We start from the raw sequence: 23,391 nt of genomic DNA, 5'->3' as shown, positions 1-23,391 counted from the left end.
GGCGGCCGGCTGTTCAGGCGGGGATGTCGGTTGCGGTGGGCTCTGCGCAGATCTCCCGGAGGCAGGCGCGCAGCCAGCGATGGGCCGGGTCGGCGTCCAGCCGTGGGTGCCAGAGCATGGACACGGTGATCGGCGCCAAAACCAGCGGCAGGGCAAAACTGTGCAGGCCCGTGCGCAGGGTGGCGGTATGCCGTTCAGGCACGGTGGCGATCAGGTCGTCGCCACGGGTCAGCGCCAGGGCACTGGCAAAGCCGCCGACGATGGCCACCTGCTGGCGCTGCAAGCCAAGGGTGTGCAGGGCGTGCTCGATCTGTTGCGGCCCTTTGTCCTGACCACGCCGCGAGACGCCGATATGCCGCCCAGCCGCATACAGCGCCGGGGTGATCGCCCCCCGGGTCAAGGGATGGTCCTGGCGCACAACGCCAATAAAACGGTCGCGGAACAAGGCCTGGGTCAGCAGTTCGGGCGCAGTGGTTTGACCCACCACGCCGGTCTCCAGGTCGACCGTGCCGTCGCGCAGGGGCGTGCTGTCCTTGTCGGGCTTGTGCACAAAGCGCAGTTGCACCCCGGGTGCCTCCTGGCTGATGCGGGCGATCAAGGTTGGGCCGAAGGTTTCGACAAAGCCGTCACTGGTGCGCAGGGTGAAGCTGCGCACCAGGCGCTTGAGGTCCAGCTGTTCGACGGGGCGCAACACGGCTTGTGCTTCTTGCAGCAGGCGGCTGACCTGCTCGCGCAATTCCAGGGCCCTCGGTGTGGCCACCAGCCCCCGCCCAGCCCGGACCAGCAGCGGATCGCCGGTGGTTTCACGCAGGCGCGCCAGGGCCCGGCTCATGGCCGACGGGCTCAGGTGCAGGCGTTGGGCAGCGCGCGTGACATTGCCTTCGGCGAGCAGGGCATCGAGGGTAAACAGCAGGTTGAGGTCGGGTTTTGACATGCAGCGACGTTAGCACAGGCGGGATCGAGGTATGGCGTCTGGTGCACACCTGAAGTGCAAATGCTGCGTCTTCCGCCTTGTCAGTGCGGGCCATACCCTGTTGCCAGCTGCATTGTGCGGCGCTCAAAAAGGGAGCACAGCGTGAAGCCGATCATTGCCCACCCGGAGCCTGCGCTGCGCGGGGTGCTCGCCAGCCTGTCACTGTCGATGCTGTTGTCCTCCCTCGGCACCAGCATTGCCAATGTCGGCCTGCCGGCCCTGGCCCAGGCGTTCGAGGCGTCTTTCCAGCAGGTGCAGTGGGTCGTCCTGGCGTACCTGCTGGCCATCACCACCTTGATCGTCAGCGTCGGCCGCCTTGGTGACCTGATGGGACGCCGGCGCCTGCTGCTGGCGGGCATTGCCCTGTTCACGCTGGCCTCCCTCGGGTGCGCCCTGGCGCCGAACCTGGGGTGGTTGCTCGGCGCGCGGGCGATCCAGGGCCTGGGGGCGGCGATCATGATGGCGCTGGCCATGGCCTTTGTGGGCGACAGCGTGCCCAAGGCGCAAACCGGCAGCGCCATGGGCCTGCTGGGGAGCATGTCGGCGATCGGCACAGCTCTGGGCCCGGCCCTGGGCGGCGTGCTGATTGCCTGGCTGGGATGGCGCGCGATCTTTGTGCTCAATCTGCCCCTGGGCCTGTTGGCCTTGGCCCTGGCCTACCGTTACTTGCCGGCCGATCGCCCACGCGCCGAGGCTGGGCCGGTCGGTTTTGACTACAGCGGTACCTTGTTGCTGGCCCTGGCACTCGCGGCTTATGCCCTGGCGACGACCCTCGGGCATGGCCGTTTCGATTGGCGCAATGCCGCGCTGCTGCTGACGGCGGCACTCGCCGGCGGGCTGTTTGTCTGGGGGCAGGGCCGGGTGGCGTCACCGTTGATTCGCCTGGCGTTGTTTCGCGAGCCATTGCTCGGCGCCAGCCTGCTCATGAATGTCCTGGTGTCGACGGTGATGATGGCGACGCTGGTGGTCGGGCCGTTTTACCTCAGCCGTGGGCTGGGGCTCGACCTGGCCGTGGTCGGTGCAGTGATGGCAATGGGGCCGGTGGTTTCAGCACTGAGCGGGGTGCCGGCGGGGCGTGTCGTCGACCAACTGGGGGCGCCCCGGGGTGTGGTGCTCGGGTTGTTCGGCATGCTCGCCGGGGCGGTTGCGCTGAGCGTGCTGGCACCGCTGTTCGGCGTCGTCGGGTATGTGGCCGGGCTGGTGATCCTGACCCCGGGTTATCAACTGTTCCAGGCGGCCAACAACACCGCGGTGATGCAGGACGTCCAGGCCGATCAGCGCGGCGCGATGTCCGGCTTGCTCAGCCTGTCGCGCAACCTCGGGCTGATCAGCGGTGCGTCCGTCATCGGCGCAGTGTTCGCGTTGGCGTCATCTGCCTCCGAGCTGAGTACGAGTGCGCCCGATGCCATGAGCCACGGCCTGCGGGTCAGCTTTGCCGTGGCCACGGGGTTACTGCTCATGGCCCTGGTTATTGCGCGCTGGTCGCAGCGCTCCCCAGGGGCCAGTCGTGCCGATTATGGGGGTTAGAAGTCGAGCTTTCCGCGCATCTCGGCGAAGGGAATCATCACGTGTTCGCGGTAGGCAGGGCGCTCCTGGAGGCGAGCGTACCAGGCCTCGACGTTGGGGATGACAGGGCGTTCGATCTCCAGCTCGAAGTAGCGATACAGGTTTGTGCCTGCCGGGATGTCCGCCAGGGAGAACTCGTTGCCGCCCAGGAACGGTTGCTGACTCAACACCTGATCGAGCAACTGAAAATGCTCGGCGCAGCGCTGGACACTGGCCTTGAGCGCCACGCTGTCCTGCTGCTCCTGCGGGGTCCGAAACCCGCCCCAGAACACCCCGTTGATAAAAGTGGTTTGCAGGCTGCACTGGGCCCAGTCCATCCAGCGATCGGCCACTGAGCGCTGCCCCGGGTTGTCGCTCCAGAGTGCCGTTGCGCCGTAAGTGGCCGCCAGGTACCTGAGGATCGCGTGCGACTCCCAGACCACGGTCTCGCCGTCCTTGATCAGCGGCACCCGGCCGTGGGGGTTCATGGCCAGGAATTCCGGTGTTTCCTTGATCCCGAAGCTGCCGCCGGCGGGAATGTGTTCATGGGCCAGGCCCAGTTCACCGATCAGCCACATGACTTTCTGCACATTGAACGCGCTGCGGCGTCCCCATACTTGAAGCATTGCCAACTCTCCTTGAGCGCCCATTGATGTCGAACCGTCCTGGCAGCAGTGCCTGCCCAGGAACGCCAGCGATCTTGAACAGGGGGCGTTGACAGCGCAAGGCTTGAGCACAGGCTGAGGTGGATCGGCGGGGTGCTGATACTCGTGCCTTGCAAATTGACATCCAAACAACAAGAATGAGAACAATTACCATTAGTGCATGATTCGCATGGCCGACTTTCGCGCTCCTCCCCAAGATCCTTTCCAGCTTCTGTACGCACAGAATCATCAGTGGCTTGAACGCTGGCTGCGCCGGCGCCTGGATTGCCATGCCGATGCGCAAGACCTGACGCACGACACGTTTGTGCGCAGTTGGAAGTCCTCCAGGCTTGAACAGATAGAAGAGCCCCGGGCATTTTTGTGCGTGATCGCCAAGCGGGTGCTGTGCACGTTCTGGCGGCGCGGCGAGCTGGAGCGCAGCTACTTGCAGGCCTTGGCCAGCCTGCCGGGGGATTGCTCACCGTCCGAGGAGGAGTTGGCGCTGTTGCGTGAAGCCCTCGAGTCCATCGACGCCATGCTCGACGGTTTGCCGGCCCGGGTGCGCCACGCGTTTTTGCTCAACCGTCTGGAAGGCATGACCCATCAGCAGATTGCCTCTGAGCTGGGGGCATCGGTGGCCAGCATCGAGCGCTGGATAAAACGCGCGGTGACCCAGTGCTACCTGGTCCAGATGGGATCGAGCCCGGCATGAGCCGCTCCCATGCCGAACTGACGCCGGTCCTGAAAGCCGCCATCGACTGGATGGTGCTCCTGGATTCCGGCAGCGCCAAAGCCCGTGACCGAGCAGCGTTCGAAGGCTGGCTGGCGGCCGATGCCGGCCATCGCCTGGCCTGGGAATCCCTCAACGGCGCGCTGGCTCCGGCGTTCACGCCGGTGGTGCAGGCTGACCGCTCGCTGCCCGGCAGTGCGCGCGCCGCGACCCAGGCGTTGCGTTCTTCGGGTGTCTCCCTCGAACGCCGGCGCCTGTTGCGTAATGGCTCTGCGTTGGCGCTGCTCCTTGGCCTGGGCACTTCGATCACGCTCCAGCGGCGCATGCCGTTACAGGGGCTGGTGAGCGATATCTACAGCGGCACCGCCGAACGCAAGCAACTGACCCTGCCCGATGGCAGCGTGTTGCTGTTGAACGCCCGGACTACGGTGGATCTGGACTTCAGCGCCACGGCGCGCCGTCTGCGCCTGCATCAGGGCGAGTTGCGGATCCAGGTGGCGGCCGACCCGCTGCGGCCATTGCAGGTCGTGACGGCCCAGGGCTCGGTGCAGGCGCTGGGTACGTGTTTCAGCGTGCGCCAACTGCAACAGGAAAGCCTGGTCGGCGTGCAGCAACACAGCGTTCGGGTGACCAATCTCGTCGGCCAGCAGGCGCTGGTGAACGAGGGTGGGGCGTTGCGTTTTTCCCAGGACCGGCTGCTGGCCTTGCCGGGTAATCAGCACCAGACCGATGCCTGGGTCACCGGCCGGCTCGAGGTTGAAAATGAATCGCTAGGCTCGGTGATCGAGGCGCTGCGGCCCTATCGCTATGGCCTGCTGCGGATATCCGAGGCGGCGTCGCGTCTGCGGGTCTTCGGCGTGTTCAGCCTGGACGACAGTGACCGTGCCCTGCAATCGCTGGCGCAGGTGCTGCCAATCACGGTCAGCCAATACGGTCCGCTGACCCTGATCGACCTTGCGTGACCCCTGCAAAAAAATCTCGATGGGATGAGGGCTTTTTCCAACTGGCTGGACATATCAGCAAGTGCCCACTCATTTCAGCGAGGAACCCCTTGAACATGTGTCCGACATTCTTGCGTCCCGCCACCCTGGCCACGGCCATCGCCCTGGCGTGCACCGGCGCTGCCACGGCCCTGGCCAGCCAGGCGGCCACTGCTGCCGAGGCCATTGCCCACTACGACATCGCGCCCGGCCCGATGGAACAAACCCTGCGCCAGATCGCCCGGCAAAGTGCTCGCAGTATCGTCGCCGACCCGGCCCTGGTGCGCGGCAAGAGCGGTGCTGCGGTGCGTGGTGATTTCAGCCCCGAAGCCGCGGTACAGCAGGCGCTGCGGGGCAGCAGCCTGCAACTGCGAGTCACCGCCAATGGCACCCTGACCCTGGAGCCCGCAGTCAGCGGCGATACGCTGCAACTGGGGGCCACCAGCGTGGTCGGCCAGGCCTTGGGCGAGGTGACGGAGAACACCGGTTCCTACACCACGGGCAGCATGAGCAGCGCCACCAAGTTTCAGGCCTCGGCACGGGAAACGCCGCAGTCAGTGACCGTCGTCACTCGCCAGCGCATGGACGACCAGAATATGCAGAGCCTGGAGGACATCTCCACCAACACCCCCGGCCTGACCCTGCGCCGAACCGGTGGCGAGCGCCCGGAGTTCTACTCCCGCGGCAGCGCCGTCGAAAACATCATGATCGACGGCCTGCCCATCGCTTACGACAGCGACACCCTGGGCACCTCGACCCTGGCCATGTTCGACCGCGTGGAAGTGGTACGCGGCGCCTCGGGGTTGATGGTGGGCTCGGGCAACCCTTCCGGGACCTTGAACCTGGTGCGCAAGCGCCCGACTGTCGAGCCGCAGGTATCGATCACCGCCGGGGCCGGTTCCTGGGACAACTATCGGACCGAGATCGACGCCAGCAGCAAGCTCAACCAGGCCGGGACTGTCCGCGGTCGGGTGGTCGCGGCCTTCCAGGACAAAAACAGCTTCACGGACTCCTACAGCAGCAAGCGCCAGTTGCTGTACGGCATCAGCGAGTTCGACCTGTCCGAAGCCACCACCCTGACCCTGGGCGGCTACTACAACCGCGAGGACAACCCCGGTGCGGACTGGAATGGTTTGCCGACCCAGGTCGACGGTGGTTTCCTGCCCCTGAGCCGTTCCTCCCGACTGACGCCGACCTGGACCTACTGGGATAAAAAGAACCAGAGCCTGTTCGCCGAAGTCGAGCATCGCTTCGATAACGACTGGAAGCTGCGGGTTAACACCACGTGGCTCAAGAGCAATCTGGAAATGCTCGGAGGCAGTTTCTACCGTGACGCCACCGACACCCTGCATCTCAACGCCGGTCGCTACAGCTATGAGCACACTCAGAAAAGCATCGATGGATATGCCCGCGGGCCCTTCAGCCTGTTCGGCGCAACCCATGAACTGGTGGTGGGTGCCAGCTATCGCCGCGAAGACACCCATGACGGGCCTGGCGGCGGCCCGGACGAGAACTTCAACTACCTCGTCGACCCGCTGAATTTTGACTACAAGGCGGTGCCCAAGCCGCAGATCGTCTACAACTGGTCGCGCAAGGGGCTGGTGGATCAGACCAGCACCTATGCGGCGCTGCGCTTCAATCTGCGCGATGACCTGAAGCTGATTCTCGGTTCGCGGCTGGACTGGTACGAGCACGATATAAAAACCGTGTCCGGCACCTATGCCTTTGGCGAACCCTACAAGGCGACCCGTGAGCTGACGCCCTATGCCGGGGTGATTTATGACCTCAACGACACCTATTCGGTGTACGCCAGCTGGACCCGGATCTTTCAGCCGCAAGAGTACGAAGACTCATCGGGCGGGATTCTTGAGCCGGTCACCGGGACCAATCTTGAAACGGGCCTGAAGGCCGAGTACTTCGACGGCGCACTCAATGCCAGCGCGGCGATCTTCCAGCTCAATCAGGAAAACCTGGCCAAATCCCTCGCCTTCAGCCAGTGCCTGCAGGGCCAGGATGCCTGTTATGAAGCCAGTGGCGAAGTCCGCACCCGGGGTATCGAGTTCGAGCTGTCTGGTGCGGTGGCGCCGGGCTGGCAGGCCTCCGCCGGCTACACCTACGCGGCGGCCGAGTATGTGAAGGGTGTCGATCAGGCGCAGAAAGGCGATCGCTACGACAGCGACAGCCCCTACAACCTGTTCAAGCTGGCCACCAGTTACCAACTGTCTGGTGCATTGGACAGGTGGACCGTCGGGGGCGCCTTCAGGTCGCAAAGCCGGACCTACACCAGCTTCAACGTCAAGCAGGGCGGTTACAGCATCACCGACCTGATGACCAGCTACCGCCTGACCGACAACCTCAAAGTACAAGCGAACATGAACAACGTGTTCGATAAGCGCTATTACCAGAGCATCAGCAACTCGGCCGGGGCCAACCTGTTCGGTGACCCGCGCAACCTGATGTTCACTGTGAAGTGGTCAATGTAGCCAAACCCAGCGTCGATGCAGCGGGTTCACGATAATGGACGGGCCCGCTCCGACTCGCGCAGCGTTGATCCCGGGCACCCGTCGACAACGGGCATTGCCCGTCCGGCTGGTTGCCGGGAGGCTGCCAAGTGGTGATCGACGTGCTCTTGTTCAGCCTTGATAACGGCGTCGGTGCAGCGATTGGACCGTTTGCAGAAAGCGTTTCTCATCAGCCATGGGTGACTCTTTGGCGCTGAAGACGTTTTTGATTCGGGTGAGCTCGACGCGTGTTCGCTCTTTTTCAGCCTGGGCCAGTTCAGGGAATTCAAGCAGCAGCGCCTTGTTGCCCCGGGTGATGTGTTCCATCACCGCCAGCGCGATGTGCTCACGCACCAGCCCGGCCGAGACGTAATACATGGCCCAGGCTTGTTCGGGCGAGCAGTGACCGATTTGCTCTTCGATCTCCTTGTACGCTTTGTAATCGTCCGACTCCACGTTGCGCTGGCAATCGCCTCGGCACATGATTTTCTCCTTCCCTGGGACCTCGATGACAACGCCGTTGTCATTCGGCTGCTCCCTGCCTGATTACGTGTGCTGCCTATAAACGCCGGCCACCGCGCGACAGCGGCGGATAGTCACTTAGTTGTGCCGAGTGTGGTACTCGGCCTGCCAATGACCAGCTGCACCGCGCAGTCTTTTGATTCTTTATATAGCCCCTGGTCCCTCACGCTGTGTGAGGGAGCAGAGGCGCAATCAGTAATAACCAGGCCAGATCAAGTGCCGCTCTTGACCTTGGTCCATACGCGAGTACGAATTCGCTCCAACTTCAATGGCAGCGGCTCAAGTGGAATAAGTGTGGCGATAGTGTTCTTGTCTGGATAGATCCAGGGGTTGTCTCGCAACTTCTGCTCAACAAACTCAGAGGCGTCTTTATTGGCATTAGGGTACAGCGTGTGATTTGAAGTCTTGGCAATAACATTGGGGCGCAGCATGTAATTGATAAACGCCATGCCTTCCTTGGGATGAGGAGCGTCTTTGAGCAGCACCAGGTTTTCCGACCAGACCAGTGCGCCTTCGCGAGGAAGGCTGTAGGCAATCTTGCGCCCCGTGTTGGACTTCTCATTGATAGCCTGCGCCGCAAGGGCACCATTGGCCCAGCCCACGACTGCGCAGATATTGCCATCCGCCAAGTCGGCATCGATTCTCGAAGAGTCGAAATAGAGAATGTAAGGACGGATTTTTAATAGCAACGCCTGGGCTTTCTGATAATCCTCGGGGTTTCTGCTGTTGCTCGGGAGCCCAAGGTAATTCAAGGCAATCGAAATGATCTCGCTGGGAGAGTCGAGCATGGCCACGCCACAGGATTTGAGTTTGCTGATGTTTTCTTCTTTGAAGATCAAGTCCCAGCTATTTACTGGGGCATTGTCGCCCAGTGCAGCCTTGACCTTATGTTCGTCATAACCAATACCGGTGGTGCCCCACAAGTAGGGCACCGCGTAGCGATTACCGGGATCATTGGCCGCGAGCAGGGCCAGGATATCTGGATCGATATGGGACAAATTGCTCAGTTGGCTGCGATCCAGTGGTTGAAGCACGCCCGCCTCGATCAGGCCCGGCAAGACATTGGAAGTGGCCACGACCACGTCATAGCCGGTGCGCCCCGCCATAACCTTGCTTTGCATCATCTCGGCGCTGTCAAAGGCATCCATATTGATTCTTGTGCCGGTCTCCCGCTCGAACTCCTTGGGGGTCTCCGGCGCCAGCAACCCGAACCAGTTGTACAGATGTACGGCGGGCTCTACCGCACTGACGGATGTGCTTATTCCGGCACTGAAAAGCGAGGCTAAAAAAATAGCTCGCAAATGCGACTTACTCATATGACTATCCCTGTCAACTCGATAGGCCCTCATGGCCATCGTAAGCTAGGGGCTGAATATACTCGGCATCGTCGAATAGTAAATACCTACAAATACTTACCTCTGACCCATGAATTCCTAACCCTAAAGGGGTAGACAATGTCACTCGACCTTCATGACCTGGTTTGGCACCGGTCGATTGGAAAGTTGATCATGCAGCTGGACCGTCCGGAGTTCTGGAGCTCGCTTATTCGCGTATTGAATGAGTATGTGAAGATAGATAATTGGGTGGTATTGATTTTCAGCGATCAGCAAGTTCAGGTCATTAGCCTGCCTGAAGTGGCCGATGCCGAAGAGGTGGACGCCTTTACCCATCGCTATGTAAAAGGTCTTTATTTGCTGGACCCCTTTTATATTGCCAATCGTGAAGATCCGCAGAGTGGCTTCTTTCATATGCTCGACATTGCGCCGGAGCATTTTCTGGAGACCGAGTATTATCATCAGTACTTTGCGCAATACATTTCCGTCGATGAAGCGCAGTACAATGTTCAACTTGATGCGGATAGAACATTGTGTGTTTCATTTGGCAGTACCGTTCGATTCACCCAGGAGCAAATCGCGACACTTGAAATCATCAAACCCTGGGTAATTGCATTGATGTATCAGCGCATGTCGTTTGAAAACAGCCTGGAAAAAAACATCACCGAGCCCCCTCTGTGGTCGGACACCATTGCTCAGTTGGGTGCGCAAATAACGGCTCGGGAAAAGGATGTACTCAAGTTGTTGCTGAGTGGCTTCTCCAGCAAGGAGATAGCCGGCAAGCTTTCCCTGTCCACGGAAACCATAAAGGTTCATCGGCGTAATATTTACGCCAAGTTCAATATCAAGTCGCAGTCCGAACTCTTCGCGCGTTTTTTCATGCCGAAGCAAGAGGGGCACACCCTCAGTTGAGACTGGCGCCTCCAAGGGCAGGCGTCGTTCGCACTGCGGCATGCGGTGGCGCAGAGAGAGGCGGCCGGAAACTACAGGATCGTCTTCAGCAGCCAGGGGCTTTTCTCCAGGCATAAAAAAACGGCCTACCTTGCGGTAAGCCGTTTTTAGTACTTGGTGGTACACAGACGTTTGAACTGGGAGCTTAAGCTGTTGTATTTACTATGTATTTTTATAATTGATTTTTAAAGGGATACACCAGGGGATACACGACGCTGGCTGCTGTCCCTTCGAGAACCTATTGCGTCGACGGTAATGCGGGCCCAAATTCATGCCGACGTGTGGTCGGCAGTGGAAGCTATGATTCCAAGATCTGCTTGGTTTCGGTCGACGTAAGGTGGCGTATTAATGCAGTCGATTGCTGAATACAAGGAGTGACCATGGAGGCATTTACTGATTTTCAGCTCGAGGAAAAAATCAAATCAGTGCAAAGCGCTATCCAGGATTGGGCCATTTCAAATGATCTATGGCAAAGCACCGGATTTCAAACCTATGCACATCGTGTTGGGGGGGAGCCCGGGAATCAAGCAGTAGCGTTCATTCAGCATTTTGAAGGCCACCTACGCGACGTTGTTGATGGCTCTGCTGATCAGCGGCTTTACTCGGAATATGAAGCAATTGTCGAATCTCATGGCTTTTGGTTTGAGAACATCGATGGTGTTTCCGTCCACTTCTATCCTTCCGAGCAGGATTGGGCTGATGCATTTGATCAATATTTTCATTGGCAGTGGGTATGCGGGCTGGTGAAAGAGGATTGTGGGGATGTTCATGAAGAACTCTATGCCCATTTTGCCAAGCGCCCGGAAGATCTGAGGCGCCTGGGACATCGCCAGTTCGAGATACTGCTCTTTCGAATATTTCAGAATCACGGATTTGAAGCGGAACTTGGACCTGGCTCTGGAGATGGAGGGGTGGACGTTCGATTCTTTCAGCGAGGGCCACTAGGTGACGTAATGACATTTGTTCAGGCAAAGAAGTACGCGCAGAGCCGAAAGATAAATGTCGAGGCTGTCGCCGCTCTTCGAGGTGTAATGGCTGATTCAGGCGTTGACCAAGGCATATTTGTCACGACTTCCGAATATCTACCAAGCGCTAGAAGGTTCGCCGCACGGTCAACGGCACAGATTGAGCTTCGAACGTCTAGTGACGTTGCTGACTGGTGTCGTGATGCGACGAACGGCGTGATCGCGGACAAGTCAAAATTGATTTCCGATGCTCACGTTCTGAATCAGATTAGGCAGGTTGGAGGAGGTCCGGACTATCGAATTGTTCACGCATCGACTGGCTACACGATGATGCAAAACTCCTTCGCTCTCGTGCTGAAAGAGAGTAAGCACGCTGCGCTTCTCATGGTCCTACCTAAGCATCGAATATCAGGTGACGCTCATGGCTTGGAAGGGCACGAAGTGCCAGTGCTAGACGACACAGTTCTAGCATGGAAAACCGAAGCGCACGTTCTGCGGGTGACGCGCGAAGTTGACTGCGGCGGAAATGTTTCTTATTGGACCGGCAGAAATCTTTATACCAAATGGGATGGGACGAGCCAGTTTTTCAGTTGGATCGATTAGTCTGGTCCGATTCTGAAGCACTCCCCTGATACGGGGTGGTGATACTTAGAGGTACTTGCTCTGTGGCTATTTGCATATCTTGCAATGACCGATGGCCTGGACATTGGTCGTCAACTCCGCCTGTCGCTGCTCAAGGTTCGCGGTAAAACGGAGCTCCCATTTCGGTAGGTCAGGTACTGGAACTACCGGTGTTCCGGTAGTTCGGGTGGGCAGCGCTACAAACGCATTTCCCTTATGACGCGCCGAGGCTCCGCTCCCTGGGAGAGTGCTCGCCTGGCATCCTTGGTGAGCTGGTCGAGCGCTTGCTTCTCGAATACCGCCGCCATTGCGCTGGCCTTCCTGATAATCAGCAGCGCCAGCTCCGGCGGAAACACCACCTTGTCGGCGGGTAGATAATCACAGTCAATAACGGAAACAGCTCTATCCTCGGTGCGCGGTCGATGCTGGCGCCGGAATGAGGCGGGGCCAGCAGATGACCTGCAGATGTTACCGCGGAACGTGAGCAGCTACCTGGAATCCGGAGGCTGGCCAAGCTGGCAGGCCGACCGGTTTCCGCTCTATGGTGAACTATTCGTTCACCACCTGCTCCAACCTGCTGTCAGGTCGCCGGAAGCCCGTGAAAATACTTGACGAGCATCTAGCACCAGCACGTCACCTTTGATGCTGGAAGCGGTGCATTGCTTGGGCTGCGGGCAACTGACCCTTGTTCTGTCATCGGAAATCCGTCTAGCGCCTGTCTAGTATTGCCTGGCGCGCTAAGGATCTGTCTGGCCCGGTATTTCATCACCTCATCCCGCCAGGGTGGGCCTTGATATTGATCGAGCAGCAACCTTGACGGGGACTTCTAGAGTTCTTGACGAGGCTGGTGCTGGCCAAGCTGCGAGAGTGCCCGCAAAGCCTTGCCCCGCTTGGCTTTAAGCGATCCAGCCGCTGGTGGCGTCGGATGAATCCGTCAAGACCTGTCAAGAATTTCGTCAGCGGTGGCCAAAGGTTTCGGATTTCCCTTTCAGAATGCACCTATGACTTACCAACACCTTTTGCATTTATGCATTAGGTTGCGCGAACTAAAGTCCGCGCTACGACAGATATTAGATATCGGCCTCTTGTGTTTTCTCTATGCGAAGTACGCTGCGGTAACTGGGATGAATCTCCCAGTCCATACTGTCATCAAGATTGGCTTTAGTTGTAAGCAGAGAAGGCCTGTCCTCAAATCTGATAAAGCCTAGACCTGAGACGTCTTCGTCATCACGAGCCGTTATGAAGCCTATCCGGTAGAGGAAATGTGCTATCCCAACAACGCCTCCTTCTGAAGTTACACCGTCAATGTTCGGGAAGCCGCGAGGAGTAACTACCTTTTCCACCAGATGATTCATTAGCTCTTTTGTCGTATACCTCTTTTTTCCACCACTAAAGCTTTCAATTAAATCTTCTAGTCGAGAGCATTGATGACGATGCTCTTTATATAAGTCAGCGACTCTGAGTTGGCCGTAAGGCCTCAAGATAGAGCGTATATGACCTATCGAGATTTTATCAGCCTTTTTCGCGAAAGCATCGCTGCCCGCAAGTTTGCAGAGTTGTGCTGCCCAGCGAGGCCTGCCCGCAGAAAGGATATGTATGGGCCGAAAGGCTTCCAAGTGTCTTCCAGACCAGGAAAATGGCTCATTGAATACAAGTTTTCTGATCTTTGAAGAGTCTGTTCCGGGCTTTAAGCTCGTGAACCTAGTATCATCTCCGTAGTATCTGACAAAAAAACTAAGTACCTTGTTTTCCAATATACGTCCTGTATCTGTAGTACTCCATTTCAGGTCGAGCATATATTGTTCGCACTTATCAAGTGCTTCGTCATGCTGGGCGAGTATTGACCATACGTCGGTTCTAACTGATGCGCGTATGCACAGCCCTTTAACATTGTTGATGATGTTTCTACAGGCACTGAAAAATGTGCTTACTTTTAGTCGCTCGTGTTCTGTATTTATAAACGTCGCATCAATGTCGTCGATTGACATCCAAACTATAACGTCTTTTTTGTCCAGAACTCTGCTTAGAACCTGTTCTGAATCGTTTGCTGAAATTCGCGTGCGTTCTACTTCGATTCCAGCTCCTTTAATTTTAAGCCTGTCGAACAGTGCGGAAACGATATTTCTATTCCTGAAGCCAGCGATTTCGGAACTTTCTATAAGAAGCATGGAGTCATCAGTGAAGCCGAGACGGAGCGTGGCACCTAGTTCTAAGTTTATTCTCGTGCATATTCTTTGTTGCCAACCATATATCATCTCTGCGGATGATTGTCCTGGAGTATCTTGCAAGGCAAAAAGATCAGATGCCTTGACATGAATTACTAACTCATCAGGATTTGTTTTTTGTCGTTTGTATAGTGTTTGCTTGAGAAGCGTGGACTTACCCATTCCCTTACGTGATCGCACAAATGCCAGACGCTTTTGGGGGGAATAGAATCTATCAAATTCCTCCTTATCCAAAAAATAGCTATCCAAAATCTCCTCATCTTCGTCTTCGCCAGCTTCGTTCCCAAAAAGCTCCGGGTCTGCAAGATCTCTATGCATTTCACTTCCTTGATTAGCTTATGATTTGAGATTATTAGGTGCTGACTCTTGCGGCCATTTTGCACAAAGTCGGCCACCCCGGCAGGTGGTTAGGTGGCGATGACGCTCTCCAGTAAACAATCGCATAAGTCTAATGTCCACGGCCCGGCGAAAAAATGTGGGATGAAGCTTTCAGCGTGCCAGGCAGTGACCGCGTTTTGGAGATCCGTCCAAATCCGTCATGGTTCGTCATAGCTCCTCAAGGGTTGTGGCAACGTTTGCCTGGGGTCACCGTGGGCTACTTGCCCGTAAGGGACCGTCGCTGTCCCGCCCTATTTCTGTACGCGGTGGCTATCCAGCCGCCTACCAGATCTACCGCCAGCCCTTGCTGGCTTTGGAGCATAGGGTGAGTTGGATGATTTGCGGCCTCTACATCTGTCCAGAGCCTGTCCAGAATCCGTCTGGGGTCTGTCAGGGGTATGAGACGGCAAAGCCCTGCTCTTTGACGGCCACCGCACGGGATGAGCCTCAGACGCCCACCCGGTTTGGATTCCGTCTCACGCCTGTCTCACATTCCGTCAAAGCGTGGTCAAAGTAAAAGCCTGCGCCAGCGTGTTGGGATTTACACGGTGTGTTGAATTCAACACTCAGTATTGGAGCGGGTCGAATGGTGATCAGCGGGCCAGTCGATCCCAGTTCCGTGGTTTGTTCTGGGCTTGGCCAAGTTGCCAGTGGAAACCACTGCGAAGCCCTGGAAACCAAAGTTGAAATCAGCGACTGGAAACCAAGTGCATTGGTATAACCAGAGTTGTAACCGCTGGCCTGGTTCGCACAAGCCTCGCGTAGGAGGGTGCGAACCAGAAGTGCGAACCTCGGGTGCGAACTTGGTGCTGGTACACATCAGCGGGCGCGTACTGATCGTGCGTATCTGGCTGCTTACCATCGGCACACAGCTCTCTCCCACGGAACGTTCGCGCAGTCCAGGTGCGTGAAGACACTGCGTGAAACCTTGCTGGGGTGCGCGCCGGACATGCGCGAAACACTGAGCGAAAAACACTGCTGCCGATACTTGGCGCCAGCCTCCGACGGGGACGTTCCGCAGGTAGGCAGGAGCCGTTAACTATTTCGCTCTCCAATCATCTACGCTAGTCGAGACGGAATAGCGCCAATCACATACTGAGGCTCTTTGGATGGACGATAAGCACGGAGAATTACTTGATGGCCTCGATTGGTATTGGTCCCGAAAAGTAGAAGCGTATCGAGGTTTTGAATCGTTGGACGCCGAGAGTTTCAGCGTCAACGCCCGCCGATATTATGGTGAGTATTTTTTGTATCTCGTCAGCGCAATCGAGCTCCTGAGCGATTTTGACGACTCATTCAATGACTGTATTGAAACCGCACTCGATGGATACGGTGGGCACTCGGGGAAAAATAACTTTCAGTACCTTCGGCTCCTACGCCACGCGATGATTCATAGGGGGGCAGACATTACGAGTGCTGGTGTCGAAGTAAATGGCATCATTTGTCCACTGGCTCCCCCTACGCTTACTGCGAGGGGTGGGAAAAGTTTTATGCGGTTCTCGCCTTTTTTGACCGTGGTGATTTTTTTCTGTGAGGCCAAGGTCGGGCCCGCTATTGAAGATTTTATGGATCGCAAGAGCTTTTGGGATAGAGACCCTGCTGTATCGCTTGCAGTGGCACTGGATATGAGAAATATGGAGCACGCCTCAGCAGCGACAAAACATCAGTTGGAACACATGATGAATGACCAGGCAAAACTAGGTGCCTTGCCGTTCAACACGTTTCAAGAGCTTCGAGCCTCTTTGAAATCTGGGATGTCTTCAGAAGCTGATTTGCAGGGCCTGCTCAGTGAGTCAGAAGCTTGGTGGGCGTTTTACCGAAGCAAGCTATAGCGGTACCGGTGGTGACTCCCTGTATGTATCCATGTTGCATATCCCAAACCGTGGATACCAGAGTGGATACCGCCCGATCTGGTCAACGCCAGCGACTTAACAGAACTTAACCTTTTTTCAGGTCGAGAACCTGTCAAAACCTGTCATTGAGCGCGCACCATAACCTGACAAAACCTGACATTGGATCGAGTGCGGCGCCTGGCGCGATGTTGACATCAGGCCCGTCTGGAACCGTTGGCAACGCATGCGGGCTGTTAGCAAAAGTTAGTCCCTGGGGAGGATGGCCTAAGTGGTAAGGCAAGTTTCAAACCTTCCATCTGCGACTATCATTGCGCTTTCAAGTGGGCAGCATGGTTCGTCGACAAATCCAAATTTCTCTAGATCGCAAGGAGCCGTCCGATGGGGCTTTTTTTCGAACCATACCAATCTGACCGCTGCTGCCTATGTGGCTCCCCGGAATCTCTCACGGGAGAACACATGGTTAAAGCTTCTGCGTTACGAAAGATCTTTGGGAGAGAGCCTATGGTCATCGGCAGTTTTGATGGCACCAGCGTTCCCCGTGACGCGCAAGGTCCAAAGTCCCAGGCCTTTCATTTCTCGGCTCGCATATGTGCATCATGTAATAGCTCTCAAACTCAAGCTCCTGATCGCGAGTTTGACCGGTTTAGTGCCTTGGTATCCGAGCTGATATCGCAAGGTAAGTCTCCGGAATCAGTATTCAGCCTACCGCAATATGAACTGTCGTCCACGCCGTACCTAAACGTATTCCGCTACTTCGCCAAACTCCTCTGTTGTCACGTTGCGGAGTCGTGCGGTCCGCGGCCATTGGCATTAAGCGAATTTGCGGTAGGGAAAACAGATCTTAATTTAGTGCTCCTGGACATTGATGCAGACCCAACGTATGAAAAATTTCTGGATAGTTTCGGAGAGCACCAATTTGCTGGTCACGGTGGGCTGACGGTTTGCGCTGATTCATCCAGCCTTCCCGCGAGCTTCCGAAGCTCACTAAGCTTTGGAGGTGTTCGTTATAAATTTTGGGTTCAGTACGGCGCGGCCGTTCAAGCGGAACTCCGGCAGTTCCATCCTGATTTTTGGGGGAAATGCGAGGCGGCATATCGTGAGGCAATAGACGCTCGATTATCAGACGATGACCGAAGTCGCCTCGGCATTTAGCCTAGCTGGCTGAAGTTTATGGGGGATGGACAGTCTCTGACCCTGTTAACAATTGTCAGGGTTGGCGGGCGTAGGACGACTCAGTGACGGATCGTAACCAGGCTAGGTGGTTACTTTGGGTGGTTACCAGCGTGGTTACCAGCGGCCCGTCAAGGCGATCAGCGAAAGGCCTCAAAGGGTGCTTGGCAGAATGTCGACATCGGCCTCGCTACTAATGAAAACCCGGTAGTTCTTGTTCTGTCCGTCGCTCAAGGTGACCTCTCGCTCTCGGCGATCTGCGGCAGTGCCACAAAACCCACTACCTATTACCCCCGCCCCCAGTACGAGCTCGCCGGCGGGAATCTTGAATGTGACCCTTTCTTTCGGGGATAGCTTGGCTGCTAGTTTGCCGTCTACATAGATGCCCATGTCGCAACCAGCACTGATGAATCCGGAGTCGCGCACCACGGTAAGCGTTCCGTATGGAGTAGCAGGGGTTGCCTGATACGAATACACCTTGTCCGCGCCTACTTGTCTTGCTTTGTCGGTGGGCACCGCGGAGGTCGAGCAACCCACCAACAGGGCACTTAACAAGCACGGGGCAATTATCCTTTGCATTGAGATCTTCTCCATAAAACGAAGAATGTATCACTCCTTTATGAGTCGGGGCCGGTTGCTGGCGATGGCCCCAATGGTTCGACCAAGGCCGAGCTATACCTGATCTTCTGCGTAGATGGCTGCACTGATGATTGCGCCACCCCACCGGCGGCGGCCTGCGCAGAGCGAAACCGGGTTACCGGAAGCCGTGGTGTTCTTGGCGCTGCCGAAGGCGTAGCCGGGCGTGTTCTCTGGTGCTGCACTGGTCTTGAGCCCGCCAGCCTGGGGGCTGAGCATTTGAATCACACCGCCAATGGCCACCACCGCCCCCATTTTCATCATGGGAACACCTACAGCTCCGCCACCGAGTGCGGTAACCACTGCGCCGACAATGACGAGCACAGCTCCTACTACAGTTTGTAACGACCCGGCGCGCTTGCTCCCGCAAATTACCGGGATAATCCTGATATCACGGCAACCGCTCAGACCGAACTCATTTTCACCAACGTTCTTACCGTTGCGGAACACTGCGAACTCAAGGCCTTTAGCCTTTGCACTTGCTAGATCCTGAGCGAACCCCCGGTGATTCACATCTATTGCCCTCACCGCTTCTCGTACGTCTCCGTGATCGGAAAGTAGAAAAGTGTGTTTGCGCCCGTATTTCTTCGCGAGTGAACCTCCAAGGATGATGGTGGTACGAGGGGTGTACTCGATTGCTAATGCGGCCATGGTCTATTTCTCCTATTTACCGTTGGTGGCGTTGGTCGGTACTTCGGCTCCGATCTGCATTGCCAGCAGCATTCGGGATGCCATGGCGTCGTCACGGATAGCCTTTTCGCGGCGCGGGTCAGGGTTCCAGGCTGAGCAGTGGGTAGACGCGTATTCCTTGGCGAATGGGTTTATGGCTTTTAGCAAGTCAGCGGCAATGACGGCCTCTTGCTCGGTGTAATACGGGCCGTCGATTCTGTCGCGCCCACCTTTGACGATGTGATTGACGCCCCAAACGACGTACCCGCCAATCATCTTTGGATCACTGGCAAAGTCCGTGATCTTGCACGCTTCGGTGAATCGCTCCTGGTGCGTGGGTGCCTGGCCCGTTGTGTTGTTGTCTTGGTCAGTCATGTTTTCCTCTATGCGCCGCTGGCGCTGGTCATGGGCTGTCGCCCGGTGGTGTTGCTCTGTGTTGCGCCACGTTTTGCGAATCACGAAAACGTGGCGCGCAAAATGCTCACTTGCCGACGATGCTCAGGGCTGGCGGGAGCTTTGGACCGAACGGCGCGCCGGGGGCGAATGGGTCGGGTAGCTGGTCTTCTGGGCATTCCCTGATGAACCGGATCATGGCGGCATGGCAGGCGCGATACAGCGGGCCACCGGCGCCCCATTCATCACTCTTGCGGTCGGCGCTGTCCTCCAGTTGGGATAGGTAGGCCACTCCGCGAAGGCTGGTGTCGCCGTCTGCGCTGGCCCGATGGCGATGTACTGGGTTGACGCCCAGCAGGTCGCACATTTGGTCGAAGCCCAGCGCCTGCGCCAGCCCCTCGCGGTCGAACATCAGTGATTGGCCAAACCCAGCAAGTGCGCTCCACGCTGCACTGCGGGTGGCCTCCTGGTGTTCGCGGGCCTGCTCCTCCAGTTCCGCAATGGCCTGCCGGGTGAATGGTAGAAACGCTTTCAGCTTTCCCGCTTGCCGGCGTAGGGCTCGCCGTTCACTGCGGATAACGTCGAGCTGGTCAGCAATGGCGCGACAGATTCTCCGGGTGGTGATGAGCTGCGTGGTGGCGCTGACGCCAGGCTTCAAAGCGATGTTGCACAAGCGGGTGATAAGGCTGGGCGTCATTGGTGCGCCTCCATAAGTGTGGCGTCGTAGCTGGTGCGCAGGTGGGCGCCAGCCGTGCAATGGCGGCCTTTGGGCGCGTAGCAGGATCGACAAACCATGATGTGGTTGAGGTATTGGTCGCGTGCCTGTCGCCATTCCGGCGTGGCGGTGGCGGCGCTTGCGTGCGGGCTGGTGCAGAACTGGGGAGCGCGATCGACGTGGTTGACCAACACCAGGCGCGGGCGAGGTTCAGGATTGCTCCGCAGTTTTGTGGGGGAGGCAGCGGTAACGATAGGTGGCATGTGATCGAGCAGGGCAGAAAGGAGGCTCATACCGCCACCTCGCCGCAATTACTCGTAATCCAATGTTCCTCTGATTTCAAAAACACCGGCAACAGCGGCAACAAAGGCAACAGCCCCGTAAACCGTGGCCTCCAGACGTTGCCGATGCTTCCAAATCGTTGCCACCAGTTTTGAACCGGCAACAGTGATAACCAAATGAGAGGGTGACGGTGCTCTTTTATGTTGAAAATCAGGTGTGCGTTGCCAGTTGTTGCCACTCTTTTTATAGGGTGGCAACGGCTGCAAGCTACGCCCCACAAGGCTGTTGCCGGTGTTGCCACTGTTGCCAGCGATTCTAGGTTCCTGTGAACTTGGGCAATCCGAGTAAGTAGTGTTTGAGGGCTGGTCATGCGCCACCCCCTTCACGGTCAATGACCTCTGGATCGATCACGTAGAGGCGTGCCTGGCCACCCCCAGGGAGGCGGTAGTTCTTGGTTTTGCGGTCGTTGTCGCGGCGGGCGATTACGTTCGCGCCCTCGAGTGCTTTGACGATGCGAGACAGGCCGTAGCCGTGGGCTGCTTCGATCAGTGCCGGCTTGTTGAACAAGTACAGGCGGTTGTTTCCCACTAGCTCCCAGTAGCCAGCCCGGTTGAATACCTTGGTGTCGGGCGTTTGGTCGTCGATGTCGGAAAAGCGGCTGCTGCCGTGGCGGTCGATAAAGTCCAGGATGCCGGCGAGGATCTGGCGGTCTTCGGCGTTTCCGCTACCAACCCGACTGAGCCACTCTCCATAGAGCAAGCGGCAGTCAGCTAGGGCGGTGCCGGGCTCCCAGGGCAGCAGGCCATAGGCGATGGCCATTTCCCCCGCCAGCGCAATGACGGCAAACCGATCTGCCACTCGACCGGCCTGGGCGTTGTCCTCCACGAAGGTTGCACGTATCCCGGCGAAGTCTTCGAGCAGTCCGGCGCGGTCATCACTGGCGAGTAGCTTCTCGACGAACGCTGGTCCAAGGTGGCCATGGTGGGCGCCGACGGCCACGGTGAGTTGGCGGTGGAAGTCCGCGCCCTCCAGGCCGTGCAATTCATCGAAAGCCCTATGAGTACGGGTGCCGGCGTTCACGTCGACCATGCGCAACTCGGCGCCAGCGTGGGCGGCATTGCCGGATATCGCCGCGTGTTCGGAGAGGGAGCGCTCACCGCTGGAAAGTGTCAGCAAGCGCCAGCTCAGTTTGGCGCGGCCCTCACGCTCGCGGGTCATGGTGCCTTTGCCCTTACCATTGGCGAGGGAGTAGGCCATTTCCTGTACGCGCTTGGGGTCTGCGCGCTTGATTTCATCCAGGGGCAAGATGGTGTCGTTACGGCTCGATGCCTCGATCTCCAGCCCGCCCTTGGTCATGTCCCAACTGGCGGCGAATATTCCAGGGTCACCCCATACCGACGAGCCGATCAGTTGCGCCAGTGACTTGCCGCTCGAGCTGTCGCCCACAAGGTGAACACCACCACCCAGTACACCGACCAGGCTGAGCAGTGGGCCGGCCAGTGAGCAGCCGATCGCCAAGGTGAGCACCGGATTGCCGGCGCACTTTGCGGCAACCTCCGACTGCCACAGTGCCAACTCGCCGCGGTGGCTGAACAACACCTGGGCCTTGTTGCTGGCCTGGTAACGCACCTTGTCGCTGCCGATGGTGCGTCCAGGCAGTACGAACGCCCCCGACTCATGCCAGCCTGGCCGGCTGGTGGTGGCGAACACCTCGGCGGGGTGCTGATCGAGTAGGTACTCCATGAAGGTGCCGCGCTTCTTGAGGGCAATAATGACTCCCATGCCGAACAAGGCGCGGCGGGCATCCTCGCCGCTGCCCCCGAACACCTCCATGGCGATGATCCATTCCTTGATGCCGCTTTCGGTCACCAGGCGCAGTAAACGCCCCTCGCTGCCATCGTCGCTGTTGGTCGTGCGGGCGACCACGGTTACCGGGCTGGAGATCCACTCATCAGAGATAGGGCGGTCGCCGGTATCGCTCTCGGCGTCGTCCTGGTCTGGAGCACGCTTAAAGCCGTGCCAGTAGACGCCAGGGCGAAGCTTGCGCCCCTTCTCATTGGTGACCCAGTTCTCGTACACGGCCCAGCAGGGACGATCAGGTGCAATGGTCGCCGCATCTGGCCGAAGGTTGATCACGTTGGTGTCAGGCTTGGACATTGGCGAGCTTCCAGTTGGCGAGGTCGTTGAAGTCGGTGAGGTCGCCGGGGGAGCCTTCTGGCCACTCAGGGAAAGCGACCTGGGCGCCGACGGCGGCCGCGGCGGCGTTCGCTGCTTTGCGCCCTGGGTTTCCATCGGTGAGCCGATCGTCGTCGCCGGCGATGACGATTGGTTGGCCCGGGTAGCGAGCGCGAAGGGCCATAGCTGCAGGGATCAAGTTGCCCGCGTTCATGGCGGCGGCAACGACGTAGCCGCCGTGCTGGTGGAGGCTGGCGGCCGTCGCCCACCCTTCGCAGATGCAGAGCACAGAGTCGGGTTTAATGATGCCCAGCGGCGAATAGGTGCCCTTGATCCGGCCGCCGAACAGGAAGCGCTTGCCGCCGTCCGGAGCAATTCGTTGCAGGTTGACCAAGCGCCCATCCAGGTACAGCGGGATCAGAAGGTCAGCGCCACGCTGGCGCAAGCTGTAGGGGCGAACAGCCTTGGCGACCAAATACGGGTGGTCTGGCGAGGCGCGCCGCGCGTTGCGCCACCAGTGATTGGCTTTCTCTGCCGCTCGTTGTTGGCGCCGGTGCTGTTCGGCTTCGCGCTGGCGCCGGGCCTGATCCACTCGCTCACGGATCTGCGCGGCTTTGTGGGCGTCTACCGGTTCACGGCTACACCAAGTGTTGGCGCCGCCGGACTTCCAGCTGCCGAACGCGCCGGATGCAATACCGTCCAGGTACAGCACATACCAACCGTTGAGGCTGCCAGGCTTGTCGTCTGGGACGCGGAAACGATGGATTGCGCCGTCTGCCACGGGAAGCCAGTCGAGCTGGCCATAGACGGCTTGGAGTGCATCACGAAATTGGATCGTTGCGTCAGTCATGCGGCCCCCTTCGGCGGGGTAAACCGCTTGGCCAAGCGTTCTAGTTCTTGGGTGAGGCGTTCCAGCTCTTTGCAGTGCCGGCCTTGGTCGCCCTCCGAGATTCGCAGCTCCAGGAAGCCGACCAGGGTTTCCACCAGCAGCGCATAGCTGGCGCTGTCGATGTGCGCGCCAGTAGTGGGCGGCACGCCGCTACCCTTGCGCTTGATCGGAGTAACGTTACTCATGCTCCACCTCCAGGTGCTTAGCACTACGCAAAACTACGCCGCCGCACCGGGCAAA

At 58.1% G+C, this 23,391-nt stretch carries 22 protein-coding genes; 8 read left to right on the top strand and 14 right to left on the bottom strand.

Going from position 1 to position 23,391, the window contains the following annotated elements; translation table 11 throughout:
• Nucleotides 1-13: 13 nt before the first annotated feature.
• On the bottom strand, nt 14-934 hold the full coding sequence (locus tag ACOZJV_RS25405) for a LysR family transcriptional regulator (RefSeq protein WP_421548777.1): 921 nt from the start codon (nt 932-934) through the stop codon (nt 14-16).
• A 141-nt stretch (nt 935-1,075) separates the two neighbouring features.
• On the opposite strand from ACOZJV_RS25405, the gene ACOZJV_RS25400 reads away from it, so the two are divergent.
• On the top strand, nt 1,076-2,500 hold the full coding sequence (locus tag ACOZJV_RS25400) for an MFS transporter (RefSeq protein WP_421548776.1): 1,425 nt from the start codon (nt 1,076-1,078) through the stop codon (nt 2,498-2,500).
• Here the strand turns inward: ACOZJV_RS25400 and ACOZJV_RS25395 are convergent.
• Entirely contained in the window at nt 2,497-3,144 is a 648-nt protein-coding gene (locus ACOZJV_RS25395) for a glutathione S-transferase family protein (protein ID WP_078472462.1), read from the bottom strand. The two genes, ACOZJV_RS25400 and ACOZJV_RS25395, sit on opposite strands and share 4 nt — an antisense overlap.
• A 199-nt stretch (nt 3,145-3,343) precedes the next feature.
• Between ACOZJV_RS25395 and ACOZJV_RS25390 the strand changes: the two genes are divergently transcribed.
• The 3 genes from ACOZJV_RS25390 (at nt 3,344) to ACOZJV_RS25380 (ending at nt 7,355) form a co-directional block, all read left to right on the top strand.
• Nucleotides 3,344-3,874: a sigma-70 family RNA polymerase sigma factor gene (locus tag ACOZJV_RS25390; RefSeq protein WP_020297670.1), complete on the top strand. Its 531-nt coding sequence runs from the start codon at nt 3,344-3,346 to the stop codon at nt 3,872-3,874.
• On the top strand, nt 3,871-4,854 hold the full coding sequence (locus tag ACOZJV_RS25385; RefSeq protein ID WP_421548775.1) for a FecR family protein: 984 nt from the start codon (nt 3,871-3,873) through the stop codon (nt 4,852-4,854). Before ACOZJV_RS25390 ends, ACOZJV_RS25385 begins: the two co-directional genes overlap by 4 nt.
• Nucleotides 4,855-4,949: 95 nt before the next feature.
• On the top strand, nt 4,950-7,355 hold the full coding sequence (locus ACOZJV_RS25380) for a TonB-dependent siderophore receptor (RefSeq protein ID WP_421548774.1): 2,406 nt from the start codon (nt 4,950-4,952) through the stop codon (nt 7,353-7,355).
• A 150-nt stretch (nt 7,356-7,505) separates the two neighbouring features.
• Here ACOZJV_RS25380 and ACOZJV_RS25375 read toward each other — a convergent pair whose 3' ends face one another.
• Nucleotides 7,506-7,856 (bottom strand): hypothetical protein, encoded by a 351-nt coding sequence (locus ACOZJV_RS25375; RefSeq protein ID WP_238596188.1) that lies wholly within the window; start codon nt 7,854-7,856, stop codon nt 7,506-7,508.
• A gap of 251 nt (nt 7,857-8,107) precedes the next feature.
• Nucleotides 8,108-9,211, bottom strand: a complete 1,104-nt coding sequence (locus tag ACOZJV_RS25370; RefSeq protein ID WP_078472459.1) for a polyamine ABC transporter substrate-binding protein — start codon at nt 9,209-9,211, stop codon at nt 8,108-8,110.
• A 138-nt stretch (nt 9,212-9,349) separates the two neighbouring features.
• Between ACOZJV_RS25370 and ACOZJV_RS25365 the strand changes: the two genes are divergently transcribed.
• Both ACOZJV_RS25365 and ACOZJV_RS25360 read left to right on the top strand, forming a co-directional pair.
• Nucleotides 9,350-10,141, top strand: coding sequence for a response regulator transcription factor (locus tag ACOZJV_RS25365; RefSeq protein WP_201127928.1), 792 nt, complete (start codon nt 9,350-9,352; stop codon nt 10,139-10,141).
• 419 nt (nt 10,142-10,560) lie between these two features.
• On the top strand, nt 10,561-11,748 hold the full coding sequence (locus ACOZJV_RS25360) for a restriction endonuclease (RefSeq protein WP_421548773.1): 1,188 nt from the start codon (nt 10,561-10,563) through the stop codon (nt 11,746-11,748).
• A 215-nt stretch (nt 11,749-11,963) separates the two neighbouring features.
• Here the strand turns inward: ACOZJV_RS25360 and ACOZJV_RS25355 are convergent, their stop codons facing one another.
• Both ACOZJV_RS25355 and ACOZJV_RS25350 read right to left on the bottom strand, forming a co-directional pair.
• Nucleotides 11,964-12,155 (bottom strand): hypothetical protein, encoded by a 192-nt coding sequence (locus ACOZJV_RS25355; RefSeq protein WP_421548807.1) that lies wholly within the window; start codon nt 12,153-12,155, stop codon nt 11,964-11,966.
• Nucleotides 12,156-12,836: 681 nt separating this feature from the next.
• Nucleotides 12,837-14,309, bottom strand: coding sequence for a P-loop ATPase, Sll1717 family (locus tag ACOZJV_RS25350; protein WP_421548772.1), 1,473 nt, complete (start codon nt 14,307-14,309; stop codon nt 12,837-12,839).
• A gap of 1,169 nt (nt 14,310-15,478) precedes the next feature.
• On the opposite strand from ACOZJV_RS25350, the gene ACOZJV_RS25345 reads away from it, so the two are divergent.
• Nucleotides 15,479-16,201, top strand: a complete 723-nt coding sequence (locus ACOZJV_RS25345; RefSeq protein ID WP_421548771.1) for a hypothetical protein — start codon at nt 15,479-15,481, stop codon at nt 16,199-16,201.
• 477 nt (nt 16,202-16,678) lie between these two features.
• Nucleotides 16,679-17,374 (top strand): hypothetical protein, encoded by a 696-nt coding sequence (locus tag ACOZJV_RS25340; protein ID WP_421548770.1) that lies wholly within the window; start codon nt 16,679-16,681, stop codon nt 17,372-17,374.
• A 690-nt stretch (nt 17,375-18,064) separates the two neighbouring features.
• Here ACOZJV_RS25340 and ACOZJV_RS25335 read toward each other — a convergent pair.
• The 8 genes from ACOZJV_RS25335 to ACOZJV_RS25300 form a co-directional block, all read right to left on the bottom strand.
• The gene (locus ACOZJV_RS25335) at nt 18,065-18,679 is read right to left on the bottom strand and encodes a tail assembly protein (RefSeq protein WP_421548769.1); all 615 of its coding nucleotides are present in this window, start codon (nt 18,677-18,679) and stop codon (nt 18,065-18,067) included.
• A gap of 12 nt (nt 18,680-18,691) precedes the next feature.
• Nucleotides 18,692-19,072 (bottom strand): hypothetical protein, encoded by a 381-nt coding sequence (locus ACOZJV_RS25330; RefSeq protein ID WP_421548768.1) that lies wholly within the window; start codon nt 19,070-19,072, stop codon nt 18,692-18,694.
• Between the two features lie 106 nt (nt 19,073-19,178).
• Nucleotides 19,179-19,787, bottom strand: coding sequence for a hypothetical protein (locus tag ACOZJV_RS25325; protein WP_421548767.1), 609 nt, complete (start codon nt 19,785-19,787; stop codon nt 19,179-19,181).
• On the bottom strand, nt 19,784-20,098 hold the full coding sequence (locus tag ACOZJV_RS25320) for a hypothetical protein (protein WP_421548766.1): 315 nt from the start codon (nt 20,096-20,098) through the stop codon (nt 19,784-19,786). Before ACOZJV_RS25320 ends, ACOZJV_RS25325 begins: the two co-directional genes overlap by 4 nt.
• Before the next feature lie 18 nt (nt 20,099-20,116).
• Nucleotides 20,117-20,353 (bottom strand): hypothetical protein, encoded by a 237-nt coding sequence (locus ACOZJV_RS25315; protein ID WP_421548765.1) that lies wholly within the window; start codon nt 20,351-20,353, stop codon nt 20,117-20,119.
• A 100-nt stretch (nt 20,354-20,453) separates the two neighbouring features.
• Nucleotides 20,454-22,244, bottom strand: coding sequence for a DUF927 domain-containing protein (locus tag ACOZJV_RS25310; protein WP_421548764.1), 1,791 nt, complete (start codon nt 22,242-22,244; stop codon nt 20,454-20,456).
• Entirely contained in the window at nt 22,231-23,112 is an 882-nt protein-coding gene (locus tag ACOZJV_RS25305) for a toprim domain-containing protein (RefSeq protein ID WP_421548763.1), read from the bottom strand. Before ACOZJV_RS25305 ends, ACOZJV_RS25310 begins: the two co-directional genes overlap by 14 nt.
• Complete coding sequence (locus ACOZJV_RS25300) at nt 23,109-23,336, bottom strand: hypothetical protein (RefSeq protein WP_404696123.1); 228 nt, start codon at nt 23,334-23,336, stop codon at nt 23,109-23,111. The genes ACOZJV_RS25305 and ACOZJV_RS25300 overlap by 4 nt, the downstream gene beginning before the upstream one ends.
• Nucleotides 23,337-23,391 lie beyond the last annotated feature (55 nt).

The sequence above is a fragment of the Pseudomonas sp. QD4 genome, from assembly GCF_049199125.1.
Classification (GTDB): Bacteria; Pseudomonadota; Gammaproteobacteria; order Pseudomonadales; family Pseudomonadaceae; genus Aquipseudomonas.
Note: the sequence above shows the minus strand (reverse complement) of the source record. Positions and strands in the feature narration are given on the sequence as shown.

Bases quoted from the DNA above. Each gene is read 5' to 3' on its own strand.
- ACOZJV_RS25405 (WP_421548777.1), bottom strand. From the start codon at position 934: ATGTCAAAACCCGACCTCAACCTGCTGTTTACCCTCGATGCCCTGCTC.
- ACOZJV_RS25395 (WP_078472462.1), bottom strand. From the start codon at position 3,144: ATGCTTCAAGTATGGGGACGCCGCAGCGCGTTCAATGTGCAGAAAGTC.
- ACOZJV_RS25390 (WP_020297670.1), top strand. From the start codon at position 3,344: ATGATTCGCATGGCCGACTTTCGCGCTCCTCCCCAAGATCCTTTCCAG.
- ACOZJV_RS25385 (WP_421548775.1), top strand. From the start codon at position 3,871: ATGAGCCGCTCCCATGCCGAACTGACGCCGGTCCTGAAAGCCGCCATC.
- ACOZJV_RS25380 (WP_421548774.1), top strand. From the start codon at position 4,950: ATGTGTCCGACATTCTTGCGTCCCGCCACCCTGGCCACGGCCATCGCC.
- ACOZJV_RS25375 (WP_238596188.1), bottom strand. From the start codon at position 7,856: ATGTGCCGAGGCGATTGCCAGCGCAACGTGGAGTCGGACGATTACAAA.
- ACOZJV_RS25370 (WP_078472459.1), bottom strand. From the start codon at position 9,211: ATGAGTAAGTCGCATTTGCGAGCTATTTTTTTAGCCTCGCTTTTCAGT.
- ACOZJV_RS25365 (WP_201127928.1), top strand. From the start codon at position 9,350: ATGTCACTCGACCTTCATGACCTGGTTTGGCACCGGTCGATTGGAAAG.
- ACOZJV_RS25360 (WP_421548773.1), top strand. From the start codon at position 10,561: ATGGAGGCATTTACTGATTTTCAGCTCGAGGAAAAAATCAAATCAGTG.
- ACOZJV_RS25350 (WP_421548772.1), bottom strand. From the start codon at position 14,309: ATGCATAGAGATCTTGCAGACCCGGAGCTTTTTGGGAACGAAGCTGGC.
- ACOZJV_RS25345 (WP_421548771.1), top strand. From the start codon at position 15,479: ATGGACGATAAGCACGGAGAATTACTTGATGGCCTCGATTGGTATTGG.
- ACOZJV_RS25340 (WP_421548770.1), top strand. From the start codon at position 16,679: ATGGTTAAAGCTTCTGCGTTACGAAAGATCTTTGGGAGAGAGCCTATG.
- ACOZJV_RS25335 (WP_421548769.1), bottom strand. From the start codon at position 18,679: ATGGCCGCATTAGCAATCGAGTACACCCCTCGTACCACCATCATCCTT.
- ACOZJV_RS25330 (WP_421548768.1), bottom strand. From the start codon at position 19,072: ATGACTGACCAAGACAACAACACAACGGGCCAGGCACCCACGCACCAG.
- ACOZJV_RS25325 (WP_421548767.1), bottom strand. From the start codon at position 19,787: ATGACGCCCAGCCTTATCACCCGCTTGTGCAACATCGCTTTGAAGCCT.
- ACOZJV_RS25320 (WP_421548766.1), bottom strand. From the start codon at position 20,098: ATGAGCCTCCTTTCTGCCCTGCTCGATCACATGCCACCTATCGTTACC.
- ACOZJV_RS25310 (WP_421548764.1), bottom strand. From the start codon at position 22,244: ATGTCCAAGCCTGACACCAACGTGATCAACCTTCGGCCAGATGCGGCG.
- ACOZJV_RS25305 (WP_421548763.1), bottom strand. From the start codon at position 23,112: ATGACTGACGCAACGATCCAATTTCGTGATGCACTCCAAGCCGTCTAT.
- ACOZJV_RS25300 (WP_404696123.1), bottom strand. From the start codon at position 23,336: ATGAGTAACGTTACTCCGATCAAGCGCAAGGGTAGCGGCGTGCCGCCC.